The 14,481-nt window shown below is 67.6% G+C and carries 11 protein-coding genes; 8 read left to right on the top strand and 3 right to left on the bottom strand.

From position 1 onward, the window contains the following. Nucleotides 1-45: 45 nt before the first annotated feature. From ACFPCV_RS00130 to ACFPCV_RS00120, 3 genes are all read right to left on the bottom strand, one after another. A complete protein-coding gene (locus ACFPCV_RS00130) occupies nt 46-1,785 on the bottom strand; it encodes a non-ribosomal peptide synthetase (RefSeq protein WP_378054994.1) in 1,740 nt (579 codons plus the stop codon). An 80-nt stretch (nt 1,786-1,865) separates the two neighbouring features. Beyond that, nucleotides 1,866-3,245: a TrpB-like pyridoxal phosphate-dependent enzyme gene (locus tag ACFPCV_RS00125; protein WP_378053101.1), complete on the bottom strand. Its 1,380-nt coding sequence runs from the start codon at nt 3,243-3,245 to the stop codon at nt 1,866-1,868. Next, entirely contained in the window at nt 3,239-3,646 is a 408-nt protein-coding gene (locus ACFPCV_RS00120) for an acyl carrier protein (protein ID WP_378054993.1), read from the bottom strand. The genes ACFPCV_RS00125 and ACFPCV_RS00120 overlap by 7 nt, the downstream gene beginning before the upstream one ends. A 145-nt stretch (nt 3,647-3,791) precedes the next feature. Here ACFPCV_RS00120 and ACFPCV_RS00115 point away from each other — a divergent pair, with 145 nt between their 5' ends. The 8 genes from ACFPCV_RS00115 to ACFPCV_RS00080 all read left to right on the top strand — a co-directional run bounded on the left by ACFPCV_RS00115 (nt 3,792) and on the right by ACFPCV_RS00080 (nt 13,318). After that, entirely contained in the window at nt 3,792-4,013 is a 222-nt protein-coding gene (locus ACFPCV_RS00115) for an acyl carrier protein (protein WP_378053099.1), read from the top strand. 189 nt (nt 4,014-4,202) lie between these two features. Next, entirely contained in the window at nt 4,203-5,732 is a 1,530-nt protein-coding gene (locus ACFPCV_RS00110) for an amino acid adenylation domain-containing protein (protein WP_378053097.1), read from the top strand. Continuing rightward, complete coding sequence (locus tag ACFPCV_RS00105) at nt 5,729-6,862, top strand: aminotransferase class I/II-fold pyridoxal phosphate-dependent enzyme (RefSeq protein ID WP_378053095.1); 1,134 nt, start codon at nt 5,729-5,731, stop codon at nt 6,860-6,862. Before ACFPCV_RS00110 ends, ACFPCV_RS00105 begins: the two co-directional genes overlap by 4 nt. A gap of 10 nt (nt 6,863-6,872) precedes the next feature. Further along, nucleotides 6,873-7,631: a thioesterase II family protein gene (locus ACFPCV_RS00100; RefSeq protein ID WP_378053093.1), complete on the top strand. Its 759-nt coding sequence runs from the start codon at nt 6,873-6,875 to the stop codon at nt 7,629-7,631. Then, nucleotides 7,628-9,127 carry a TldD/PmbA family protein gene (locus ACFPCV_RS00095; RefSeq protein ID WP_378053091.1) on the top strand — a complete coding sequence of 500 codons (1,500 nt, stop codon included), beginning with the start codon at nt 7,628-7,630 and terminating at the stop codon, nt 9,125-9,127. Before ACFPCV_RS00100 ends, ACFPCV_RS00095 begins: the two co-directional genes overlap by 4 nt. A gap of 1 nt (nt 9,128) precedes the next feature. Further along, on the top strand, nt 9,129-10,532 hold the full coding sequence (locus ACFPCV_RS00090) for a metallopeptidase TldD-related protein (protein WP_378053089.1): 1,404 nt from the start codon (nt 9,129-9,131) through the stop codon (nt 10,530-10,532). A gap of 21 nt (nt 10,533-10,553) precedes the next feature. Then, entirely contained in the window at nt 10,554-11,567 is a 1,014-nt protein-coding gene (locus ACFPCV_RS00085) for a fatty acid desaturase (RefSeq protein WP_378053087.1), read from the top strand. A 53-nt stretch (nt 11,568-11,620) separates the two neighbouring features. After that, a complete protein-coding gene (locus ACFPCV_RS00080; RefSeq protein ID WP_378053086.1) occupies nt 11,621-13,318 on the top strand; it encodes a cobalamin-dependent protein in 1,698 nt (565 codons plus the stop codon). The last annotated feature ends 1,163 nt before the right edge of the window (nt 13,319-14,481 follow it).

Raw genomic sequence — 14,481 nt, 5'->3', positions numbered from 1 at the left:
TCCACGCGCAGCCGCGCCGGTTCGATCTCGCTGTCCGCCGATTCGCTACCAGGTCCCGTAATGCTCCTCGGACGCCCGCAGGTCGGCGGCTGCCTGCTCCGCGTCGATCGCCGACGCGAGGCGCCCCAGCGTTCTCAACGTCATGATGGATTTCATGGGAATGTGCACACCGAAGGTTTCCTTGACGACGGTGGCCAGCCTGAACGCGTCCATGCTGTTCCCGCCCAGCTCGAACAGGTTCGAGCTGTCGTCTACCTCGTCGACGTCGAGGAGTTCCCGCCAGATGGCCGCGAGCTGCTTCGCGATCCCGGCCGGCACCCCCGAGGACCCGGCGGCCTCGACGCCGGCGAACAGCGCGGCGGTGTCGACCTTTCCGTTGGCGTTCAACGGGAACTTCCCGACCAGGTGCACTTCCCCCGGGATCGCCTGTTCCGGAAGGTGCGACCGGGCGCCGGCCAGCAGAGCGTCGACGTCCAGCTGATTCCCCGAAGCCCGGAGGAATGCGGCGAGAGTCGGCGCGCCGCCGGGATGTTCCCGGACCACCACGACCGCCCGGTTCACCCCGGGATCCTTCTCGAGAACGGCCTCCACCTCGGCGGGCTCGATCCGCACACCGCTGATCTTGACCTGGGAGTCGAGGCGCCCCAGGTATTCCAGGACGTCGTCCGCGCGCATGCGGACCTTGTCACCACTGCGGTAGACCCGTTCGAGCCCCGACCCGTCCGGCCCGGCGACGAAGCGTTCCCCGGTCAGTTCCTCGTCGAGGTAGCCCTCCGACAGGCACGCTCCGCCGATGAGGAGCTCGCCGGCCTCGCCGCGGGCCACCAGCCGTCCGTCCTGGCCGACCACGCAGACTTCCACGCCGGGAACCGGCCTGCCGATGGGCGGGGCGCTGCCGTCGGCCCTGGGTTCGATGACGGCACCGGTGGCGATGATCGCCTCCGCGGGCCCGTAGACGTTGCAGACCTTCGCCGTGACGTCTGGCGACGGCCGGCGGCGCAGGCGTTCCCCGCCGATGTACATGCACCGCAACGGCAGACCCGGCGGCCAGGGGCGGGAAAGCACCCGCTCGGCGACGGGGGTGGCGACGTGGGCCACCGCCACCTCCGCCTGCCGCAGCCACCGCATGAGCGCTTCCGGGTCGTACCGGATCTCGTCGGGAGCGACCGCCAGTGCCGCTCCGGCGCTCAGACCGCACCACAGCTCCGAGATGTGCGGGTCGAACTGCGCCGCCACGAGCAGGCTCAGCAGGTCACCGGGGACCACGTCCGCCGTCTCGTTGTAGTAGCTCACGGCGTTGGCGAGCGCCGCGCCGCCCACCGCCACGGCCTTCGGCGTTCCCGAGGAGCCCGACGTGAGCACGCTGTAGAACGTTCCGGCCGGAGCCGCCACCGCGCCGGTTTCCGCGGCGAGGAAGGCAACGGTCACCTCGGCTACGGCATTGGCGCCCTCGGCAGGAACCTCCAGCCGCGCCCGACGTCCCCGCCCCGCGAGGAGGCCGGGTGGGCCGATGACGGCCGGGCTGCGCACCCGGCCGAGCAAGTCGTCGAGGCGTCCTGGGCCCACGCGTGGCCCGAGGGGCAGGTACACCGCGCCGAGCCTGGCCACGGCGATGGCGATCGCGACGAGCGTGACGGACCGATCGAGGCAGACCGTGACGGTGTCGCCGGGGCGCACCCCTTCGGCGAGCACGCCGGCGATCCGGCGCGCCAAGCCGTCAAGCTCCGCATAGCTCCACGAGCCCTGTCCGTCTACCACGCAGGGGGCATCGGGTGTCTCGCTCACCCACTGCTCGTAACGAAGCAGGACGCTCTCCGCGGCCTGCGCCGGCGCCGGCTCCCCACGAGCGACGCTCAGCGCGGCAGTCACCGTTCCACCGCTCGCGCGGACAGTTTCGCCTGCGCCCGCTCGATGTCCGCCTCGGCGGCCGGGTAGTCGTCGAGCAGCCCGGCCGTCCACTGCTCGTAGGCACTCAGGTCCATCAGCCCGTGCCCGCTGAGGTTGAACAGGATCGTCTCCGGCGTACCGGCTTCGCGCGCCTTCACGGCCCGGTCGATTACGTACCGGATCGCGTGCGCCGACTCCGGCGCGGGGATCACCTGCTCCGCGCGGACGAACTCGGCCGCAGCGTCGAAGACCGACTTCTGTCCATATGCGACAGCGGAGATCAACCGCTCGTGGTACATCCAGCTCACGACCGGGGCCGCACCGTGGTAACGCAGGCCGCCGGCGTGGATGGCGGACGGGACGAACGTGTGGCCGAGAGTATACATTCTGGACATCGGCGTGTTGCCCAGCGCGTCGTGGTGGTCCCACGTGTAGATGCCGCGCGTCAGCTTGGGGCACGCCTTTGGCTCGACCGCGACAAGTTCCGTCGCGCGCCCGGTGAGCTTCGAGTGGCGGAAGAACGGCATCGCGATACCGGCGAAGTTGCTACCCGCGCCCAATGCGCCGACGACAGCGTCCGGATAGTCGCCGATCTCCCGCAACTGCGCCAGCGCCTCCTGGCCGATGACGGTCTGGTGGAGCAGGACGTGGTTGTCCCCGCTGCCGGCGCAATAGCGGGCGTTCTCGGACTCCGTCGCGTACTCGTGGGCCTCGGAGCTCGCGATCGAAAGGCTGCCCGGACAGCCGGGATCGCCGGCGAGGATCGCCGCGCCCGCCTTGGTGGCCGTGCTGGGGCTGGGGATCACCCGGCCGCCGTTCAGCTCGACCAGCATCCGGCGCTGGGGCTTCTGGTCATGGCTGCACTTCACCATGAACGCGGTGCACTTGAGACCGAACATGGTGCAGGCCATGGCAAGGGCCGTACCCCACTGGCCCGCGCCGGTCGCGGTAACGAGCTCCTCGACGCCGGCTTGCTTGTAGTAGTAGGCCTGCGCGATCGCGGTGTTGAGCTTGTGGCTGCCGGAAAGGCTGGCGCCCTCGTACTTGTAGTAGATGCGCGCCGGGGTCCGCAGCCGCTGTTCGAGCCCACGCGCCCGGATCAGGGGCGTCGGCCGCCATCTTTCGTACTGGGCCTGCACTTCGGCCGGGATCGCCACGAACGGCTCACGGCTGACGCTCTGCCGGTAGATCGAGAGCGGGAGCTGCGGGCGCAGAGCCGGCCCGCTGTGTTGCCGCGCCGGCGCACGCTCCTCGGGCACGTACCCGACCAGGTCGGCGATGACGTTGTACCAGTGCGACGGCACCTCCCCGGGCCGCAGGTCCGGATCGGCTTCGGTGCTCGTATCGGGCGTCACCATTGCTTCTCCGCCCCCCGGCCGTCCGTCCCGGCATCGACGTGCCTGCTCACCAGCTTCACCAGGCTGCCGACGTCGACCAGCTGCGCGAACATCATCGCCTGGTCGTCGATTTTGCAGGGAATCCGTTCTTCGAGCTTGGTGATTATGTGCAGCAGCGTCAGGGAATCCAGGCCGATCGAGTTCGAATACAACGAAAGACCATCGCCGAGTTCGGCAACGTCCATTGGAAGCTCGAGCACCGAGATGATAACCTGTTTCACCCTGAACGCAACCGAGTCCGTTTCCGAATCGGGTTCCACAACCACTACCTCCCAGGCGTATTCCGCCGGCTCCCAGTGATCGGCGTGGGCAGTGACTCTGCGCGACCAGGCCAATCTGATCGCAGCGTAACCGACCTCCACCGCCAAGAGGAAGAGACGATCAGGCCAATTTTCGGTGCTACCCGCGAGAGCAGGATTACGCCATTCGAGTGCCTTGCGTCACCCGGTGGAGCACACGTACACTGAAACCGAGTGATCAACTGCTGAACACTTGGGGGCAGTAACGATGCTGGTTCGCGAGCAGGAGATATCCCAGATCTGGGTGGAATTGCTGGGGATCCCCGAAGCGGACGTCGACACGGACTTCTTCGACCTCGGCGGCCATTCACTGCTGCTCATGGACCTCGTTCGGCTGTTCAACCAGAAGCTGGGCATCAAGACTGATGTACTCACGCTGCTGGAGCACCCGACGATTGCGAAGTTCACCACGCACTGGAATTCGCGGTAAATCCCCCGTCGTCGAGAACCAATGGCGGCAAAGGAATTCGGCCAGCCTGGCGAAAAGTCCGAATAGCGGTTTTCAAGCCCGTGGAAGACGATGGGATCGTCGAGTGCGCCGTGCGGTCGGCCGGGTGCCGGCGGCAGCACGCTGACGAGGTCATCGGCACCGCTCGAGGCGCCGTGGAAGGAGCCCTCAGTGAGCCTTGACCAGCCCGACCGGCTCGCGACCATGGTGCTGAAGTCCGCGCGCGAGGCACCGGGCCGCGCCGCGGTCCAGGACAGCGGCGGAGTGTGGACCTACGCCGAGGTCGTCGCGGCGGCGTCGACGCTGGCCCGCCGGCTCGCCACGCTGGGTGTGGCGCCCGGCGACCACGTCGGGGTGCTGGCGAGCCGCCGGGCCGGCGGTCCGGTCGCGATCCTGGCCGTCTTGTGGAGCGGGGCCACCTACGTCCCGGTCGACCCCGGCTGGCCAGCACCGCGGCGTGCCGCGGTGCTGGCAGGTGCGCAGGTCAGGGCGGTGCTGGTGGTCGACACCGCAGGCGACACGCCGGAGGGCGTCCAGCGCATCGACCTCACGACACCGGAACTGCTCGGGGACCGGAGCGCCACGCCATGCGCACCGCGTCCCCGCCCGCGTCCCGACGCCGCCTACGTCATCTTCACCTCCGGATCGACCGGCGCCCCCAAGGGCGTCGAGGTCCGGTCCACCGCTGCGGCCGGGCTGGTCGCCTCGATGGTCCCGTTGATCGGCATGACCCGGGACTCGGTGTTCGTCGCGCTGTCCTCGTTCGCCTTCGACGTGTCGGTGTTCGAGATCTTCGCGCCCTGGTCAATCGGCGGGAAACTGGTCGTCGCCACCGAACTGCAGACCCTGGCGAACGAGGTAGGAACGCTACTGGAAACGCGGGGCAGGCGAACGTTCCTGCAGACCACACCGACGGTTCTGGAACACCTGCTCCGCAACGGCCTGGACCTGCCGGCGGACACCGTCCTGCTGCTTGCCGGAGAGCGCTTGCGCAGGCCGCTCGTCGCCCAGGTCGCGCACGTCGAGCAGGTGTGGAACCTGTACGGTCCGACCGAAACGACGATCTACGCGACCGCGCATGCCTGCCTTCCGCTGTCACCCGACGACCCGAACGCCGACCTGCCGATCGGCACCGCGGTCAACGGGGCCGTGCTGGAAATCAGGCCACTGCCGGGAGATCGCGGGGAATCCGGCGAACTGGTCATCGGTGGGCCGGGCGTCGCACTGGGCTATCTAGGCCAGCCAAACCTGACGGCCGAACGCTTCCTGGACCGAGGATCGCGCTACGCCACCGGTGACGTGGTCCGGCGCCGGGCCGACGGCCTGCTGGTCCACGCCGGACGCCTGGACCGCCAGGTGAAGATCCGCGGCAACCGGGTGGAACTGGACGAAGTGGAGATCGCCCTCGCCGACCTGGTCGGCCACGGTGGGGTCGCGGTCCGGCTGGACGAGCACGACGTGGTCGGCGCGCACCTCGCGGCGTTCGTCGCCGATCCGCACTGCGATGTCCCGGACCTGCGCCGCCGGCTGGCCGGCCGGCTGCCGGCCTACATGGTGCCCACCCGGATCCACCTGGTGGCGGAGATTCCGACCACCAGCAGCGGAAAGACCGATCACCGGGCCTTGCGAGTCCCGGAAAACGACCGAGCTGAGCCGGCGTCCGCTGCGACAGCCGTCCACGAGGAGGCAGGCACCCGGTGATCCCCGACCGCTCCAAGATCGAGAACTTCTTCGGGCAGCACGAATTCGACGTCGACTACGTGGCCTGCGCCTCCGACGTCGACGGCTGCTCCCTGCGCGAACTGCTGGACCTCGCCGACGAGGAATCCCTTGCCCTGTGGGAAGGACTCGAACTCGGCTACACCGAAACCACCGGGCACCCGTTGCTGCGCGAAGCGATCGCCGGCGAGTACACCAAAACCGGCCCCGACAACGTCACGGTCTGCGGCGGCGGCGCGGCCGAGGCGTTGTTCCTCCTCACGAACGCCCTCCTGGGCCCGGGCGACCACGCCGTGGTCGTCGCGCCCGCCTTCGAGTCCGTGCACCGCATCGGCCCCGCCCTCGGGGCTTCGGTCACCCCGGTGCCGCTGGACCCCGGCCAGGGCTGGCGCCTCGACCTCGACGCCGTCCGCCGCGCGCTGCGGCCGGCCACTCGCGCGGTGTTCGTCAACTTCCCGCACAACCCGACCGGCGCGCTGCCGACTCGCGCGGAGTTCGAGGACCTGCTCGCCCTCGGCGCCGAAGCCGGCGTCGTCGTCGTTTCCGACGAGGTGTACCGCCACCTGGAGTTCGATCCCGAAACGACTCTGCCCGCGGCGTGCGACCTGGACGAGCGAGCCGTCAGCGTGGGCGTGATGTCGAAGGCCTACGGCCTGGCGGGCCTGCGCGTCGGCTGGCTGGCCACCCGCAACCAGGCACTGGTGGACGCCGCCCGGGCCGTCAAGGACTACACGACGGTGTGTGCCTCGGCGCCGTCGGAAATCCTGTCCCTCATCGCGCTCCGGGCCCGGGAGCACCTGGTCGCCCGCAGCAGGCGGATTATCCGCGAGAACCTCACGCACGTGGAGTCGTTCTTCGGGCAGCACGCTGACGCCTTCGCGTGGGAACCTCCCCGCGCCGGCATGCTCGGCTTCCCGCAGTTGCTGCTTCCGGTCCCCGTCGAGGACTTCGTGCGTGAACTGGCCCGGGAGCAGAGCGTGCTTCTCCTGCCGGACAGCGTTTTCGACATGGCGGACAACCGGTTCCGCATCGGCCTCGGCCGCACCTCACTCCCCGACGCCCTGGACCGGATCGGCGAGTTCGTCGGACATCGGGTGGGTTCGCTTGCGTAGCAGGGAAGAGGTGACCGGATCTCCCCGGCTGACGTACACGACGTTCCGCCGGCCGCTCACGCAACCGCGTCGTCTCTTCTGTTTCCCCTACGCCGGGGGCGGCGAAAACCTCTATCGCGATTGGGCGGGACGGGTCCCCGGGGCCGATGTCGTCGCACCCCGCTTCGCGGGCCGGGGCAGCCGCTTCACGGAGCCGGCCGAAACCGACTTCGCCGCAGTGCTCGACGAGCTCGTCCAGGCGATCGAGCCGCTCCTCAACGCCGAGATCGCGTTGTTCGGTCACAGCCTCGGTGGTCTGCTGGCGTTCGAGGTTGGCCGCAGCCTCGCGGCGCGAGGCCACCGGCCGGCACTCCTGATCGTCTCCGGCTGTGCCGCGCCCCGGGTGATCTCGTCCGCGCCGAAGGCCCGCGACCTCAGCGAAATCGCGTTGCGGGCCGAACTCGCCGAATTCGGCTTGATTCCCCGGGAAGCCCTGGAAAACGACCAGCTGATGGATCTGCTGCTGCCGGTGCTGCGCGCGGATCTCGACGTCCAGAACAGCTACCGCGTGGATCCGGCGGCCCCACCGCTGGACTGCCCGCTGCACCTGTACTACGGCAGCGACGAAGTGGCCGAGCCGGACCGGTTGCGGCGGACGTGGGCCGAGGTGGTCTCGGGCCCGATCGACGTGTCCGACTTCCCCGGCGGCCACTTCTTCGTGAACTCGGCGCGTCAGGACGTTCTCGCCGCGGTGTGCACGAGCATCGCCCGGACGACAGGCGTCCGATGATGCCCCACATCGATCCCGAGTTCGCCACACTGCCGCTGCACGACCTCGCCGACGCGGCACTGAGCGAGGCTCGCGAGTCCGGCGCGCAGCACGCCGACTTCCGGGTGGCCCGCACGCGAGGCCAGCGGCTGCGGCTGGCGGACACCCGACTCCAGTCACTCACGGACACCGTCGACGTCGGTCTCGCCGTGCGGGTCGTCGTCGACGGCACCTGGGGGTTCGCCGGGACGGTGGACCTCACCCCGGAGGCCGCCCGAGCAACGGCGCGCAAAGCGGTCGAGATCGCCGAGGTCGCCGCCGCGATGAACACCGAACGCATCGACCTTGCCCCCGAACCCGCTCACGGCAACGTGACCTGGGTTTCGGCCTACGACATCGACCCCTTCACGATCCCGGCGAAGGACAAGATCGATCTGCTCGAGGGGTGGAGCGCCGATCTCCTGGCCCAGTCCGTCGTCTCGCACGTGAACGCCAGTCTGTACCAGGTCAAGGAGTGCACGTTCTACAGCGACGGGGCGACTTCCGCGACCCAGCAGCGGGTCCGCCTCTTCCCGCAGCTCACCGCGGTCGCCGTCACGGCGACAGGGTTCGACGACCTAAGCACGCTGGCCCCGCCCGTCGGCCGGGGCTGGGAGTACCTGACCGGCACCGGCTGGGACTTCCCCGGCGAACTCGCCGGGCTCCCGGAACTCCTCGCCGAGAGAGTGCAAGCGCCGTCGGTGGCGGCCGGCCGCTACGACCTGGTCATCGATCCGACGAACCTGTGGCTGACCATTCACGAGTCGGTCGGGCACGCCACCGAGCTCGACCGCGCGTTCGGCTACGAGGCCGCGTACGCGGGCACCAGCTTCGCCATGCCCGACCGGCTCGGCTCGCTGCGGTACGGCTCGAAGCTCATGCAGGTCACCGCGGACCGGACGGTGGAGCACGGTTTAGCCACCGTCGGCTGGGACGACGAGGGCGTGGCCGCCCAGTCGTGGGACCTGGTCGTCGACGGCGTGTTCGCGGGCTACCAGCTCGACCGCCGAATGGCCCGGCTCGGCGGGTTCGGCCGGTCCACCGGGTGCGCGTTCGCCGACTCCCCTGGTCACATGCCCCTGGAGCGGATGCCCAACGTGTCGCTGCGGCCCGCCCCGGACGGCCCGGACATCGCCGGGCTGGTCGCCGGCGTCGAAGACGGCATCTACGTCGTCGGCGATCGGTCCTGGTCCATCGACATGCAGCGGTACAATTTTCAGTTCACCGGCCAGCGGTTCCACCGAATCCGCCACGGGCGGTTGGCCGGTCAGGTCAAGGACGTGGCGTACCAGGCGACGACGACGGACTTCTGGAACTCGCTGCAAGCCCTCGGCGGTCCACAGACCTACCTGCTGGCCGGGGAGTTCAACTGCGGCAAAGGGCAGCCGGGGCAGGTCGCCCCGGTCAGCCACGGCACGCCGGCCGCCTGCTTCGCGGGCGTGCGGGTCCTGAACACGGCGTGGGAAGGACAGGACTAAAATGCCGGCTTCCCCGCAGGACACCGTAGAGCTGGCGCTCGCGGCCGGGCCGCCCGGCGGTGACGTCATCGCCATCTCCGAGGAGCACTCCGCCGCGAACCTGCGCTGGGCGGGCAACACGTTGACGACCAACGGCGTCACGACCTCGCGCAGCCTCAAGGTAATCGCGCTCGACCGGCGCGCGGACGGCACGTGCGGGGTCGGGGCGGTCACGCGGTCGGCCGTCGACCGCGCGCAGGTCGAGGACATCGTCCGCGAGGCGGTCAGGATCGCCTCCGACGCGCCGGCCGCCGAGGACGCCGGTGAGCTTCCATCGGGCGCGGCGCCGGGTTCGGCGGCCTGGGACGATCCGCCCGCCGGCACCGAAGTGGGTGTGCTGCGGCGGTTCGCGGCCGAGCTCGGCGCCACGCTACGCGCGGCCGCCGGAGCCGAGCGCACGTTGTATGGGTTCGCCGAGCACCAGGTCACTTCCACGTTCCTCGGAACGTCGGCCGGGCTGCGGATGCGCCACGACCAGCCGACCGGACGGCTGGAGCTGAACGCGAAGTCGCCGGACCTGACCCGCTCAGCGTGGGCAGGGGCGACGACCCGGGACTTCTCGGACGTGGACATCGCTTCGCTGGACGCCTCACTTGCGCGGCGGCTGTCGTGGCAGTCACGGCAGGTAGAGTTGCCCGCCGGGCGGTACGAGACGCTGCTACCGCCGGCGGCCGTGGCGGATCTGATGGTCCACCTGTACTGGTCGGCCGGGATGCGGGCGGCCGCCGAGGGCCGGACGGTGTTCGGCAGGCCCGGTGGCGGGACGCGGATCGGCGAGCAGCTCGCGGCGCAGCCGGTCACGCTGTTCAGCGACCCCGCGCACCCGGGCCTCGAATGCCGGCCCTTCGTGGTGGGACACGCCTCGGAGCCGGACTCCTCGGTGTTCGACAACGGGCTGCCGGCCGGGCGCGTCCCGTGGATCTCGGTGGGTGTCCTGTCGGCCCTGCGGTCCAGCCGGTATTCGGCCGGGCTCGCGGGGCTGCCGGTGACCCCGGCCGTGGACAACCTGGTGCTGACCGGCGACGGCGACGCGCTGCCGTCACTGGAGGCGATGATCGCCTCGACGAAACGCGGGCTGTTGCTGACGTGCCTGTGGTACATCCGCAAGGTCGACCCGCGGACGCTGCTGCTGACCGGCTTGACCCGGGACGGCGTGTACCTCGTCGAGAACGGCGAGGTCGTCGGGGCGGTGAACAACTTCCGGTTCAACGAGTCGCCGGTCGGCATGCTCGGCAGGCTGCTCGAGGTCGGCACGACCGAGGACCGGACGCTGCCCCGCGAATGGAGCGACGACTTTACGCGCTGCGCGATGCCTCCGCTGCGCGTCGAGGGGTTCACCATGTCGTCGGTGAGCCAGGCAAGGTGAGGAGCACGGAGGTAAACGACTGTGACCAGTACTTTTCGCATTGAACGGTACCGGTTCTCGCCGGAAATCGTCGCGGCGGTGCGCGTGGCGGCGCGTCTGGACAACTGGCACGGGCCAATCGAGGTGATCGAGCACTGGGCGTGGATCGCGGCATGGAGCGCGGCGTCGGTGTTGGCGTACGAACACTTGTCGCTGTGGGTGGCGATTCCCGTGTACATAGTCGCGGTGTTCTTCATCGGCGGCCGCCAGCGGGCCCTCGCCGGGGTCCTGCACATGGCCACCCACCGCGCGTTCATGGCGAACCACAGGATCGGCGACGTCATCGGGGCGGTGTTCGGCGGCTACCCGGTCCTGCAGAGCTTCACCGGCTACCGCGCCTCACACCTCGGTGAGCACCACGGCCGGCTGGGCGACCCTGAACGCGATCCCGACTACCGGCAGTACCGGGACAACGGGCTGTGTGGCGACAACCTCAGCCAGTTCGCGCTGCGCCGGTACCTGTGGACAATGCTGAGCCCGCAGGCCACTGCCTCATACGTCCTCTATCTGCTGCGGCACCGGATTGTGACGAAGGGCGAGCAGGCGGCCGAGCTGCGGCTGCGGATCGTCATCCTCGCTGCGATGCTGGCCTGGGCCGTGCTCGGCGGGTGGTGGCCGTGGCTGGTGGTGCTCTGGATCGTTCCGCTAATCACGACACAGGTTTGGATTGGCGCCGTGGCCGAGCTCATGGAGCACTACCCGTTGATCGAGACCGCGCGGCGGGTCGACATCTTCATGACCTGGAATCGGGTGTACGGCCTGGTGAGCCGCTTCCTGCTTGGGGAGAAGGACGGTGAAGGCTTCCACCTGGTTCACCACCTCTTCCCCCGAACGCCGATGTGGCGTCTACGGGAAGTCGACGCAATCCTGCGATGTGACCCGCGATACGCAGCACTGACACGGCTGGACGGGGTGATCGGCGGGATGTGGCAGATCTACCGATTGTTACCTCCCGTCGCAGGCAGCGGCGAAACCAAACCGATGCCGGCGGCATGATACGCCCTTCCCACTGTCGTACTCGCCCACGAAGAAGTCTGGATGCCCAATTGATGCTCGATGCGGACATGTTCTTGCTGCATGCACCCAGCGTGTACGACTTCCGGAACCGCGACGACATGCTGTTCGCCTACCTGAGCGACAGCGACAGCGTCAACGTCACATCCGTCTACGAGATGTATCCGATAGGCTGGTTTTCGATCAAGCAACAGTTGGCCGACCACGACTTCGACTGCCAGATCGTCAATATGGCCTCGCTGATGCTGCGGCACCCGGATCTCGATGTAGAGCGGCTGATCGAGCGACTGGAGGCGCCGATCTTCGGGTTCGACCTGCATTGGATGACCCAATGTCACGGCGCGATCGAGCTGGCCAAGGTGGTGAAGCGGATCCATCCGGAGGCGCTGATCGTCTTCGGCGGCATCTCGGCGACCTACTTCGCCCGGGAACTCATCGAATATCCGCAGGTGGACATCGTCGTCCAGGGCTACGACACCCTCGCCCCCGTCACCCGGTTGGTCGAAGCCGTCGTCCGCGGTGACCGGGACTTCAGCTCGATCAACAACCTTCTCTACAAGAGTTGCGGCAGGGTTGAGTTCACCGGGTTCAGCCACAAACCCACCACGAACTACAACAACGTCCGGAACGACTGGTCCTACTACCAGTCCACGCCGGTGACGCCGTTGTCCAGCAAGCTGATCATGACACTGCCGAACACGGGGTGCGCACACGACTGTGGCTGGTGCGGCGGCTCCCGCTTCGCCTACCGCAACATCATGGAGGTCGGCAAGACCCTGGTGCGCAAGGACCACGATCTGATCGTCGAGGAACTCAGAACGATGGGTGAGGCGGCCAAGCACACCTCCATCTACGCCCTCCAGTGCTATTCGGAAGGCAAGACAAGGATGCACGCGTACCTCGACGCCGTCCACGAACTTGGGTACAAAAGTGTGTTCTTCGAGCAATTCACCCTGACGTCAGAAGACACGCTGAAGAAAATGGGCCACGCCACGGACTCGTACATCATGCTCTCGCCCGAATCGCACGACCCGAAGATCAGCAAGGCTGCCGGGCGCGGCACCTACACGATGACCGAGATGGAGGAGTGGATTCCCCGTGCGCTGGACGCCGGCATCAAGGGCGTGATGATCTGGTTCTTCATCGGCATGCCGTATCAGGACAGCCAGTCCGTACGTGACACGGTCGCCTACTCAGAGCGCCTGATCCGCGAGTTTGCCGGGTCGTCGGTCCTGCCGCTAATCTGCCCCATGGTGCCCTTCCTGGACCCCGGCTGCCGTTTCTTCGAGGAGCCGGAGAAGCACGGTTACAGAATCCATCACCGCACGCTGGAACAGCACCGCCAGGCGATGGTCGAGCCGCTCTGGTACCGCCGGCTGAACTACGAGACCGAATGGCTGAGTCGACGAGATATCCAGGACGTTTCCTATGAAGCGATAGAGCGCCTGGTGACCATCAAAGGCGAGCACGGCGTGTTGTCCAGGGTGTTCTGCGAGGCAGTGCTGAAGACGATCGACCAGACCAAGCGGCTCCTCGCAGAGATGGACCACGCTATTTCCCTGGACGGTCAACTTCCTGCGGCCTTGCGCGATGAAATGCGTGCTTACAACCGCAAGATCCTTGCCTACTCCAGCGATCAGATTCTGCCAATACCCCGTCCTTTCGGCGGTCGCTGGTTCGACGACGTCACGGTACCGAAGGAGATGATCAGCGAGCTGTCGACGACCCGGTAAACAGAGGACTATTCGAAACTCCCATTTGATTGAGAAGAAGAATAATGCGCGGGCAGTGTGTATGTTTGAGGTAGGTGGCATGTGGGCGGCAGTGGTCGGCGTGAAGGATGCGCCAGTTCTTGACGTGCGACACGACTCGTTCTACTGGTGCTCGTAGCGCGGATATTGAGGTGTTCGCAACCTTCTCGCCCTTACTGAGTTCTCGTTAGGAGGGTTTCTTGGTAGGCGTGATCATGTCGGTCCCCTGATAGCCCTTGTCTCCGATCCCCTTGAAGGAGTTGCTGACGATCTGTCAGGTCGATGTTTCGTCGAACGCTTTTTTATCGTGGGTCTTTCCAGCTCGACTTTCGCGGTTATGCGGCTGCTTGTGCCCAGGCTTGCTGGATGTCCATGATTTCTTGGGTTGTGGCTGGTCGGGGTGTGGTGGGCATAAATCGGGCGGCGATGATCTGGCGTCGGAGCTTGATGAGCATGTCCAGGGTGGATGGCTCGGTCTTGGTGGTGAACCATGGCGCGTTGGCTCGGCGTTGTGCCGCCTCCTACCCGCCGCACGACGCTGGGTGGAGCAGCAACAGCCGGCGACTCTGAGCCCGTCGCGCGACAGCGAGCGGTGCGTCGAACAGGCCCTGATCGACAGCGGCCTGGTCACGTTCACCGGTGGAACGGTGCGGTTCATCCACCAGTCGGTCGTGGAATACCTGGCGGCACGTCACTTGGCTCCGGTCAACGTGCCGCAGCCTGACACCCCGATCCCGCACTTCACCGAGATCCCACGTCTCAAGCCGCGCAGCCACCCTCCGCCGAGTCGAATCCGAGAGCCACCCGGCAAGCTCCCCCACCAACTCGACCTGCGACGCCCGCGATCCTCTCCGACCTGTCGACCGCGCACAGGGGCCACCGGCCCCCTGATCAACTCATCAAGTTCCTTCGCCGAACACCCCGTCGGTGCACCACCGAGGACTAGGGCCTGTGTCGAAGTGTTAACCCAGCTGATGTGCTGGATAGGGGCTGGTTCGGCGTGTCGTTGATCAGATAGATGAGGTCTCCGGTAGAGCGATCATCGACCAAGACGATCAAGACACCGGAGACCTCGTGGACTGAACCGCCCCGGGTTCGGTAGAGACTCGTTACTGGGGTCAGGCGACCAGACTGGTCAGGTCGCC

Source organism: Actinophytocola glycyrrhizae (genome assembly GCF_042653545.1).
GTDB classification, from domain to species: Bacteria; Actinomycetota; Actinomycetes; order Mycobacteriales; family Pseudonocardiaceae; genus Actinophytocola; species Actinophytocola glycyrrhizae.
The sequence above is the reverse complement of the archived record's forward strand: the minus strand, read 5'-3'. Positions and strand labels throughout refer to the sequence as shown.

Excerpts from the sequence above, each read along its gene's own strand:
- ACFPCV_RS00095 (WP_378053091.1), top strand. The coding sequence starts at position 7,628 with ATGATGCCCCACATCGATCCCGAGTTCGCCACACTGCCGCTGCACGAC.
- ACFPCV_RS00115 (WP_378053099.1), top strand. The coding sequence starts at position 3,792 with ATGCTGGTTCGCGAGCAGGAGATATCCCAGATCTGGGTGGAATTGCTG.
- ACFPCV_RS00090 (WP_378053089.1), top strand. The coding sequence starts at position 9,129 with ATGCCGGCTTCCCCGCAGGACACCGTAGAGCTGGCGCTCGCGGCCGGG.
- ACFPCV_RS00125 (WP_378053101.1), bottom strand. The coding sequence starts at position 3,245 with ATGGTGACGCCCGATACGAGCACCGAAGCCGATCCGGACCTGCGGCCC.
- ACFPCV_RS00080 (WP_378053086.1), top strand. The coding sequence starts at position 11,621 with ATGCTCGATGCGGACATGTTCTTGCTGCATGCACCCAGCGTGTACGAC.